This window comes from Maritimibacter harenae, from assembly GCF_009882975.1.
GTDB lineage: Bacteria > Pseudomonadota > Alphaproteobacteria > Rhodobacterales > Rhodobacteraceae > Maritimibacter > Maritimibacter harenae.
The window spans coordinates 652,635-661,735 of record NZ_WTUX01000011.1 but is presented as its reverse complement, the minus strand read 5'-3'; the positions used below and the strand labels follow the sequence as shown (position 1 = coordinate 661,735).

General features: G+C 67.7%; 10 protein-coding genes. 6 read left to right on the top strand and 4 right to left on the bottom strand.

From position 1 onward, the window contains the following. Window positions 1-34: 34 nt before the first annotated feature. Together GQE99_RS09940 and mazG are read right to left on the bottom strand one after the other, a co-directional pair. Window positions 35-1,039, bottom strand: coding sequence for a Fe(3+) ABC transporter substrate-binding protein (locus GQE99_RS09940; RefSeq protein ID WP_161351434.1), 1,005 nt, complete (start codon window positions 1,037-1,039; stop codon window positions 35-37). Between the two features lie 82 nt (window positions 1,040-1,121). Continuing rightward, window positions 1,122-1,949 carry a nucleoside triphosphate pyrophosphohydrolase gene (gene mazG, locus GQE99_RS09935; RefSeq protein WP_161351433.1) on the bottom strand — a complete coding sequence of 276 codons (828 nt, stop codon included), beginning with the start codon at window positions 1,947-1,949 and terminating at the stop codon, window positions 1,122-1,124. A gap of 106 nt (window positions 1,950-2,055) precedes the next feature. Between mazG and speB the strand changes: the two genes are divergently transcribed. Beyond that, window positions 2,056-3,015, top strand: a complete 960-nt coding sequence (gene speB / locus GQE99_RS09930) for an agmatinase (protein ID WP_161351432.1) — start codon at window positions 2,056-2,058, stop codon at window positions 3,013-3,015. Between the two features lie 141 nt (window positions 3,016-3,156). Here the strand turns inward: speB and GQE99_RS09925 are convergent, their stop codons facing one another. Next, a complete protein-coding gene (locus tag GQE99_RS09925; RefSeq protein ID WP_161351431.1) occupies window positions 3,157-3,681 on the bottom strand; it encodes a hypothetical protein in 525 nt (174 codons plus the stop codon). A 265-nt stretch (window positions 3,682-3,946) separates the two neighbouring features. Here GQE99_RS09925 and GQE99_RS09920 point away from each other — a divergent pair, with 265 nt between their 5' ends. Next, complete coding sequence (locus GQE99_RS09920; RefSeq protein WP_161351430.1) at window positions 3,947-5,062, top strand: TauD/TfdA family dioxygenase; 1,116 nt, start codon at window positions 3,947-3,949, stop codon at window positions 5,060-5,062. Between the two features lie 49 nt (window positions 5,063-5,111). Here GQE99_RS09920 and GQE99_RS09915 read toward each other — a convergent pair whose 3' ends face one another. Then, a complete protein-coding gene (locus GQE99_RS09915) occupies window positions 5,112-5,579 on the bottom strand; it encodes a GNAT family N-acetyltransferase (RefSeq protein ID WP_161351429.1) in 468 nt (155 codons plus the stop codon). 185 nt (window positions 5,580-5,764) lie between these two features. On the opposite strand from GQE99_RS09915, the gene GQE99_RS09910 reads away from it, so the two are divergent. The 4 genes from GQE99_RS09910 (at window position 5,765) to GQE99_RS09895 (ending at window position 8,995) form a co-directional block, all read left to right on the top strand. Next, window positions 5,765-6,187, top strand: coding sequence for a DUF1499 domain-containing protein (locus GQE99_RS09910; RefSeq protein WP_161351428.1), 423 nt, complete (start codon window positions 5,765-5,767; stop codon window positions 6,185-6,187). Window positions 6,188-6,244: 57 nt separating this feature from the next. Beyond that, window positions 6,245-7,300 carry a peptide chain release factor 1 gene (prfA, locus tag GQE99_RS09905; protein ID WP_161351427.1) on the top strand — a complete coding sequence of 352 codons (1,056 nt, stop codon included), beginning with the start codon at window positions 6,245-6,247 and terminating at the stop codon, window positions 7,298-7,300. Further along, window positions 7,297-8,136: a peptide chain release factor N(5)-glutamine methyltransferase gene (gene prmC / locus GQE99_RS09900; RefSeq protein WP_161351426.1), complete on the top strand. Its 840-nt coding sequence runs from the start codon at window positions 7,297-7,299 to the stop codon at window positions 8,134-8,136. Before prfA ends, prmC begins: the two co-directional genes overlap by 4 nt. Before the next feature lie 223 nt (window positions 8,137-8,359). Further along, window positions 8,360-8,995: a DUF4167 domain-containing protein gene (locus GQE99_RS09895; RefSeq protein ID WP_161351425.1), complete on the top strand. Its 636-nt coding sequence runs from the start codon at window positions 8,360-8,362 to the stop codon at window positions 8,993-8,995. Window positions 8,996-9,101 lie beyond the last annotated feature (106 nt).

Genomic DNA, 9,101 nt, shown 5'->3' with positions numbered 1-9,101 from the left:
TCCGGGTCCCCGTGTTTCGTCAGGATCGGTCGGCTCAGCCGTCGTAGTCGACTTCCTGCGTGATGCGCAGCGCATCGGGGCGCATGCGGGCCAGTTCCATCAGGTTCACGTCGTCGGCGGTGAATTCACCCCAGCTGTCGACGAGGTCCGAGTTCGGAACGTCGGGGTTCACGGGGTATTCGTAGACCGACTCCGCGTAGATTTCCTGCGCCGTGTCGGAGGCGAGGAACTCCATGAACGCCACCGCGTCCTCGCGGTGCGGCGCGGCCTTGGTCAGCGCCATGCCCGAGACGTTCACGTGGGTGCCGCCGTTCTCGAATTCCGGGAACTCGATGCGCACGGAATTGGCCCACTCGGTCTGCTCCTCGTCCTCGAGCATCGCACCCATGTAATAGGTGTTGCCGATCGAGATGTCGCATTCCCCGGACCAGATGGATTTCACCTGTGCGCGGTCATTGCCCTGCGGCTTCTGGGCGAGGTTCGACTTCAGGCCCTCGAGCCATTCCTTCGCACCCTCTTCGCCCATGTGGTGGATCGCCGCCGAGGTCAGCGCGACCATGTAGGCATGCGTGCCGGAGCGGGTGCAGATGCGGCCTTCCCACTTCGGGTCGGCAAGATCCTCGTAGGTGGTGACGGCGCCTTCTTCCACGCGTTCCTTGGAAGCATAGACGACGCGCGCGCGGCTCGTCAGGCCGAACCACTCGTTGCCCGGGTCGCGGTATTCCGCCGGGATCTGGTCGGCGAGCACGTCGCTGTCGACCGGCTGGGTCACGCCGGCTTCCACGAGCTCGGCCAAGCGCGAGATGTCGGTGGTCAGGACCACGTCGGCCGGCGAACGGTCACCCTCGGCCTGGAGCCGTTCGACCATGCCGGTGTTGAGGAAGGCCACGTTGACCTCGATCCCGGTCTCGTCGGTGAAGGCGTCGACCAGCGGGGCGATGAGCTCGGGCTGGCGGTAGGAATAGACGTTCACCTCGGCCAGCGCGGGCAGGGCGGTGGAAACGCTCAGCGCGACGGCGAGCGGTGTGGACAGACGCATGAAATCCTCCTTCGATTGCGATCTCTGGCGGTCTTAAATCCGAGTATTTCTGTCGGGTCAATAGCTGACCAAAAAGATCAGGTTAAGTTCCGGCCTTCTCGCGAGCCTTCGCTGCATCCCACAGCGCGTCCATTTCCGCGAGGTCGCTGTCCTCGGGTCGCTTGCCGCGCTTTTCCAGCTCCGCCTCGATCATCCGGAAGCGGCGCACGAATTTCGCGTTGGTCCCGCGCAGCGCGGCCTCGGGGTCGACGCCCAGGTGGCGCGCCACGTTGGCCAGCACGAAGAACAGGTCGCCCATTTCATCGGTCAGCGCCTCGTGGCTCAGGTGATCGCGCGCCTCGACCACCTCGCGCGCCTCCTCGGCCACCTTGTCGAGCACGGGGGCGATGTCGGGCCAGTCGAATCCCACCCGTGCCGCGCGTTTCTGAAGCTTCACCGCGCGCAGGAGCGCGGGCAGGCCCAGCGCCACGTCATCGAGCACGCCGCCGCGTTCCTTCGCGGCCCGCTCGGCGGCCTTGATCGTCTCCCAGTCCCGCGTCTGCTGGTCGGCGGACTTGTCGCGGCTCTCGTCGCCGAAGACATGCGGATGGCGCGCGACCATCTTGTCGGACATGTGGTCGGCCACGTCGTCGAAATCGAACAGGCCACGCTCGTCGGCCATCTGGGCGTGAAACACCGACTGGAACAGGAGATCCCCGAGCTCGCCCTTGAGCTCGTCCCAGGCCTCCCGTTCGATCGCGTCGGCCACTTCGTAGGCTTCCTCGATCGTGTAGGGCGCGATGGTGCCGAAATCCTGCTCGATGTCCCAGGGGCACCCCGTCTCGGGGTCGCGCAGCCGGCGCATGATCTCGATCAGCCGGGGCATGCCGCCCCTGGGGTCATGCACGATCTCGTCGGATGTCTTGGTCATGGCGCTCTCCTTCGGGCCAAGCCCTAGCAAAGCGCCCCGGCGACCGCCAGCGCTTGCGGGGCGCGTGGGGCGATGGCAACGTGGCGCGAACCAGCTTGGAGGCATCATGTCGCTCGAAGACGCACAGAACGAAGTGGACGTGGCATTCACCCGCGAAGAGATGAAGGGGCTCGCCTTCGAGAACACCTTCGCGGGCGCGACCAGTTTCCTGCGCCGCCGCTACACCAAGGACCTGACCCATGCGGACGTGGCGGTGACCGGCATCCCCTTCGACCAGGCGGTGACGAACCGGCCCGGCACGCGGCTCGGTCCCCGCGCGATCCGCGAGGCCTCCGCGCTCCAGACGCCGGAGCCGCCCTTCGGCTGGGACTACGACGTGATGTCGACCTTCGCGATCGCCGACTACGGCGACATGGCCTTCGACTATGCCGCGCCCGCCACCATCCGCGAGCGTATCGAGAGCCACGTGGCAGGCATCCTCGACCAGGATTGCGCGGTCGTGACGCTGGGCGGCGATCATTCGATCACGCTTCCGATCCTGCGCGCGCACGTGGCCAGGCACGGCCCCCTCGCGCTGATCCAGTTCGACGCCCACACCGACAGCTGGGAAAATCCCGACCCGACCCGCGTCGATCACGGCACCTTCGTCTACACGGCCGTGCAGGAGGGTCTGATCGACACCGCGCATTCCGTGCAGATCGGCATCCGCACGGTGAACGAGGACCCGCTCGGCATCACGGTGATCGAGGCGCCCGAGGTCCATGAACACGGCCCGCGCGCCGTGATCGAGCGCGTGCATTCCATCGTCGGCGAACGCCGGGCCTACCTCAGCTTCGACATCGACGCGCTGGACCCGGCCTATGCGCCGGGCACCGGCACGCCGGTCTGGGGCGGCCTCACCTCGGCCCAGGCCGCCGCCATCCTGCGCGGGCTCAGGGGCGCCAACATCGTCGGCGGCGACGTCGTCGAGGTCTCGCCCCCCTTCGATCCGGCCGGCACCACGGCCGTCGCGGCCGCTCACGTCGCGGTCGAACTCCTCAGCCTGTGGGGCTGGACCCGCCGCTGACGCGCCCTTTCATCGTTCCGGAAATACTTCGGGGGTGCGGGGGCAGCGCCCCCGCTGGCAGGTTCTGGCAACCCGTCCTTCACACCGGAAAATTCACGCGGGGGTCTGCGCCCCGGGCGTGGACCACCCCGGCGCGAATGCTCACCATTCGTCAAGGTCGGCGAAGTCCACGTATTCCCTGATCGTGTGGAAGAAGATATCGATCTCCAGCGCCAGGCCCACCTCGAAGTCGTTCAGATCCGGGCCGCTCCAGCGGGCCTGTTCGAGGCGGGCGAGGAAGTCCTGCCGCGCCTGTTCGTCGTGTGTTTTCAGCGGCCGGGTTGCGGCGGCCCGCAGGAAATCGATGCGCTTGTGCACCTCCCGCATGGCCGAGAAGGCTTCCATCATCGGGCGCGTCAGGCGCGGGTCGCTCTGCCAGGAGCGGCCGTCGAACACCTCCTGCACGACCCGGTTGCCGGCACCCAGGCAATCGTAGGCGACACAGCCGGGAAAGCCCTCCTGGGTCAGCCTGTCGTGGATGGAACAATCGTGCCCCGACAGGTTGCGGCACGGTTCCCCGGGGTTCTTGTCGAACGCGAAGTCCTTGCCCTTGTCGAAGGCCAGCGCGAGGCAACAGAGCGCGGCGCATTTCGAGCAATCGGTCTTGAGGTGATCGGTCTGTGTCATTGCGGCCATCGATACGCTTTCGCCCGGAGAAAGGTGGTCGTGCGCCCTATCTCGCGAACCGCGGCCGGAATGCAAGGGGCGTGCCCGCTTGCGCCGATCGGCGTGAGCATGGTTTGGTGACATCCGGGAACCGAGGGACCGCAAGACATGTGCACCGTCCTGGGAAGATGTCCGGGCCATCCTCACGCGAAGGCCCACGAATGGTGGCCGCCCCCGCGGGGCGGCTGACCCGTCACGCCCGTTCAAGACATTTTCGGAGACATCCATGCAACCCACCCTCACCACCGGGGCCGAGGGCCTCGAGATCCGTTGGGCCGACGGGACCGTCGGCGCCTTTCCCTATATCTGGCTGCGCGACACCGACCCTGCGGGGTTCCATCCGAAGACGGGCGAGCGCACGTTCGACCTCACGACCGTGCCGCTCGACGTCAGGCCGCGCGAGGCGCGGGTCACGCCGGAGGCGCTCCTCGTCACGTGGGAGGGCCAGGTTGAGCCGAGCCGCTTCGACCTGGACTGGATCAAGACCCACCGGCCGGGCCAGCGGCGCCATGACCCGGCGGACATCGCGCCCGTGGCATGGCGCGCCGAGCTTGGCGGTGCGGGCGTGCCCCGCCACGAAGCCGACGGGATCGCGACCTCGGATACGGCGCTGGCGCGCTGGCTGGCCGATACCAAGCGCTACGGGCTTTCCATCGTCACGGGGCTCGCCGACACCACCGAGGCCGGCCTGGCGGTCGCGCGCCGTGTGGGCCACCTGCGCGAGACGAACTTCGGCCTGACTTTCGAGGTCGTGTCCAAGCCCGATCCCAACAACCTCGCCTACACCTCCGACGCGCTGCCGCTGCACACCGACCTGACCAACCAGGAATTGCCGCCGGGCTACCAGTTCCTGCACTGTCTCGCGAACGAGGCGCGGGGCGGCGGGTCCACTTTCTGCGATGGGGTCGCCGTCGCCCGGGACCTGCGGGCGCGCGATCCGGAGGCGTTCGAGGTGCTGTCGACCGTGACCGTTCCCTTCCGGTTCCACGACCGCCATACCGACATCCGTTCACGCAAGACCGTCATTGCGCTCGATACCCGGGGGGAGGTGTCCGAGATCTGCTTCAACGCTCACCTGGCGGATATTCTCGACCTGGACCCCGGCATCATGACGCCCTTCTACCGGGCCTATCGGCTGTTGATGGAAATGACCCGCGACCCGGCCTACGGCATCGCGTTGAGGCTCGGCGCCGGGGAGATGGTGGTCTTCGACAATCGCCGCGTCCTTCATGGCCGCGAGGCGTTCGATCCCGCCACCGGCTTTCGCCACCTGCACGGCTGCTACGTCGACCGGGGCGAGTGGGACAGCCGCATCCGCGTGCTCGCGCGGGAACAGGGCTGACCGGCCGCTGGCGCGCGGCCGGGGCGGGGCGCTGACGCAGACGCCCCGTTCAGGCCGCCAGCCGCTCTTCGAGGTCCAGCCGCATCGTGGCCATGCCCTGGCGGCGCGACAGTTCCTCGTACCCGGCGGAAATATAGGCGTTGAGTGCCGGCGCGTTGTCGAGCTCGACCTTCAATGTCAGGGTGAGCGCGCCCAGCTCCAGCGCCGCTTCCTCGATGCGTTCCGTCAACTCCGCGGCCGCTCCGCCGCGTGCCTCCTCGACGAGATAGACGTAGGTGAGGTGGCGCATTTCGGGCCCGGCGCCTTCACGGAGCGCGAAGAACCCGACGTCCCGTCCGGCCGCATCCTCGAGGTAGAAGGAGACATCCTCGCGCTCGCCCAGCCACTTGCGATGCCATTCGATCTCGTCGAAGGGGACTTTCGCATTGGGATTGAGCAGCGGGATTTCCGCGTCCGTCAGCATCGCGGCCAACGGGGCCAGATCGCCGTCGCGGTTGCGACGCAGGGTGAGTGCCATGGGTCCTTCCTTCGGCTTGGCCCGGCACGGATGCGCCGGGGGTGCATCTTGATCGCCGCGCGCCTGACATACATGCCCCCTTCGGGTCAACCGTGAGCCGGCTCACGGGGATATGCGGCAGTCCCCCGTTTCCATCCGCTGAAATCCCTCTATCCTCGGCCAAACCGTAACTGTCCGGAGGCCTCATGCTTCTCAAGATCATCGCCGTCATCGTCGCCTTCATCGTCGTCTTCGGCATATGGGTCCGTGTCTCGCCCCTTCCCGAAGACCGCCTCACCGGCAAGCCGGGGCCGGACGAGCCGGGCGTCCATCCCTCGATGGGCGGGATCAAGGTGGTGCGCCCGCTCGACACGCTGCCCGAGGGGGCGTTCGACAAGATGCTCGACATCGCCGCGGCCACGCCGCGCACCGAAAGGGTGGGCGAGGGGACAGATCCCGCGGCCTTCGTAACGCGCTCGAAGCTCTGGGCCTTTCCCGACATCGCGGTGATCTGGGTCGAGGACGGCAACCTGCACGTGCAGTCGCACCTCGTCTTCGGGCGCGGCGACATGGGCGTGAACGCGGCCAAGGTCACGCGCTGGTTCGACCGACTGGAGGCGCAGGGCTGAGGGCCGCAGGCGCCGTGCCCTCTTGACCGGGCCCGCGCTTTGGGCGACGAGACGCGGATGGTGCCCCTCGACAAACTCAACGCGATCACCGAACGATTCCAGTTCCTTGAGGCCAAGATGTCCGAGGGGCTGTCCGGCGACGAGATCGCCGAGGTCGGACGCGAATACGCCGAGCTGAAGCCGGTGGTCGAGGAGATCGCCTCCTACCGCCAACTGCTCGACGACATCGCCGATGCCGAGGCGATGCTCGATGACCCAGAGATGCGGGAACTGGCGGAGGACGAGCTTCCCGCGCTGCGCGAGCGCCTCCCCCAGATGGAGCAGGCCATGCGCCTGGCGCTTCTGCCCCGTGACGCGGCCGATGCGCGTCCGGCGATGATCGAGATCCGGCCCGGGACCGGGGGCGACGAAGCCTCTCTCTTCGCGGGGGACCTGCTGCGCATGTACCAGCGTTACGCCGAGACGAAGGGCTGGAAGCTCGACATCCTCGAGCAGAGCCTGACCGAAGTGGGCGGCGTCAAGGAAGTGGTGGCGCGCGTCACCGGCGACGGCGTCTTCGCGCGGCTCAAGTACGAATCCGGCGTCCACCGCGTCCAGCGCGTCCCGGAAACCGAAAGCGGCGGGCGCATCCACACCTCGGCGGCCACCGTGGCGGTGCTGCCGGAGGCCGAGGACGTCGACATCCACATCGACCCGGCCGACATCCGCATCGACACGATGCGCGCCTCCGGAGCGGGCGGGCAGCACGTGAACACCACGGACAGCGCGGTGCGCATCACCCACGTTCCGACCGGCATCGTGGTGACGAGCTCCGAGAAGAGCCAGCACCGCAACCGCGAAATCGCGATGCAGGTGCTCAAGACCCGGCTCTTCGATGCCGAACGCCAGCGCGCCCATGACGAACGCGCCGCGAGCCGCAAGGCGCAGGTGGGCACCGGCGACCGGTCCGAACGCATCCGCACCTACAATTTCCCGCAGGGGCGCATGACCGACCACCGGATCAACCTGACGCTCTACAAGCTCGCGGACGTGATGGCGGGCGATCTCGACGAAATCATCGACGCGCTGATCGAAGCCGACCAGGCGGCGAAGCTCGCGGAGCTCGACGCGTGACGCGCGGCGACGCGCTGGCCCTGGGCGTATCCCGGCTGCGTGCAGGCGGGATCGAGGGGGCGGCGCGCGATGCCCAGTTGCTGCTGGCCCACGTGCTCGGGGTCGAGGTGATGCGCCTGTCGCTCGAACGCGGGGAAGCGGTCGGCGCCTCCGAGATGGCGGCCTTCGAGGCTGCGCTCGAGCGCCGCGTGGCACGCGAACCCGTGTCGAAGATCATCGGTCAACGCGGCTTCTGGGGGCGCGATTTCATCGTGACCGCGGACGTTCTCGACCCGCGTCCCGAGACCGAGACGCTCATCGCGGAGGCGCTGGCGGGCCCGGCGCCCGCGCGGCTTCTGGACCTGGGCACGGGGACCGGCATCCTCGCCGTCACGCTGCTGGCAGAATGGCCGGAGGCACGTGGCGTGGCCACGGACCTGTCGCAGGCGGCGCTGGACGTCGCGGCGCGAAACGCGGCGCGGCACGGGGTGGCGGACCGGCTGACGCTCGTCCGGTCGGACTGGTTCGCCGAGGTGCACGGGACTTTCGACCTCATCGTCTCCAACCCGCCCTATATCTCCGAGGCCGAGATGCCCGGGCTCGCGCCGGAAGTGCGGCGTCACGACCCGCACATGGCGCTCACGCCGGGGGGCGACGGGCTCGACCCGTATCGCGTCATCGCTGCCGGTGCGGGCGACCACCTCGCGCCGGGCGGCCGGCTTCTGGTCGAGATCGGGAACGGGCAGGGGGCGGACGTCCAGGCCATATTCGCCGCGGCAGGTCTTGAAGATGTCCGCTGCCATCCCGACATGGATGGAAGGGACAGGGTCGTCGGTGCCGTTGCGCCCGCGCCCTAACCTTTTCGCAGGGTTTTTGCGCCACAAAGTGGCAAAAATCCCCGGTTAGCATGGAAAAACACCCGAATGCCCCTTGTCACGCGCAGATCTGCGTGTTTACTCAGGGCTAGCACCTGATGAAGCGTATGCCTCTCGGTGCGATAAGCCGAAAAGCCGGACCGCATAGTCGCAGCGGAGGAGCTGCGCGGACCGAGAGCCAGAAACAGGCTGGATACAGGACCATATGAGATCTTCGAAATCACGTTCGCGCGGGAAGAATAACCGTAACCGCTCGCCTTCGAACAACATCAACCGGGTCTTCGATTCTTCGGGGCCGGAAGGCAAGGTGCGCGGGACCCCGCAGCAAATCATCGACAAATACACCCAGCTCTCGCGCGACGCGTTCCTGGCCAACGACCGTGTGGCCGGAGAGAACTTCCAGCAGCACGCCGAACACTACGCGCGTCTGCTCAGCGAAGCCCAGAAGGACGCCGAGGCGAAGCGCCAGCAGAACCAGCAGGGCGGCGGCGGCCAGCAGCAGGGTGGCAACAAGAACAAGCGTGACGACAACGGGTCCGACCAGGGCCAGGACGGTGCGCCGCGCAAGGATCGCGATGCCCAGCGTCGCGAGGAAAAGCAGAATCGGTCGAAGTCTTCCGACGATCCCGGCTCGGCCCCGCAGCCCGACGTGATCGACACGGAATCGGAAAGCGGTCTCGTCGAGACGCCGGAGAGCGGCTCCAAGTCCGAGGACGAGGCGCCCAAGGCGAAAAAGCCGCGCGCGCCGCGCAAGCCCCGGGCGAAGAAGTCCGACGATGCGGGTGAGGCGAAGCCGCAAGCGGACACGCCCGACGGTGGCACCACCGAAGCGGCGGAGTGATCCTTCGCCAGACCTGATCGAAAGGCCGCCCCTCGGGCGGCCTTTTCGTTTCGGGGGCAGCGGGCGCACGCCCGGCAAAAAAGAAAGGCCGCCCAAAGGCGGCCTT

Excerpts from the sequence above, each read along its gene's own strand:
- GQE99_RS09920 (WP_161351430.1), top strand. The coding sequence starts at position 3,947 with ATGCAACCCACCCTCACCACCGGGGCCGAGGGCCTCGAGATCCGTTGG.
- GQE99_RS09915 (WP_161351429.1), bottom strand. The coding sequence starts at position 5,579 with ATGGCACTCACCCTGCGTCGCAACCGCGACGGCGATCTGGCCCCGTTG.
- GQE99_RS09910 (WP_161351428.1), top strand. The coding sequence starts at position 5,765 with ATGCTTCTCAAGATCATCGCCGTCATCGTCGCCTTCATCGTCGTCTTC.
- GQE99_RS09940 (WP_161351434.1), bottom strand. The coding sequence starts at position 1,039 with ATGCGTCTGTCCACACCGCTCGCCGTCGCGCTGAGCGTTTCCACCGCC.
- mazG (WP_161351433.1), bottom strand. The coding sequence starts at position 1,949 with ATGACCAAGACATCCGACGAGATCGTGCATGACCCCAGGGGCGGCATG.
- speB (WP_161351432.1), top strand. The coding sequence starts at position 2,056 with ATGTCGCTCGAAGACGCACAGAACGAAGTGGACGTGGCATTCACCCGC.
- GQE99_RS09895 (WP_161351425.1), top strand. The coding sequence starts at position 8,360 with ATGAGATCTTCGAAATCACGTTCGCGCGGGAAGAATAACCGTAACCGC.
- GQE99_RS09925 (WP_161351431.1), bottom strand. The coding sequence starts at position 3,681 with ATGACACAGACCGATCACCTCAAGACCGATTGCTCGAAATGCGCCGCG.
- prfA (WP_161351427.1), top strand. The coding sequence starts at position 6,245 with ATGGTGCCCCTCGACAAACTCAACGCGATCACCGAACGATTCCAGTTC.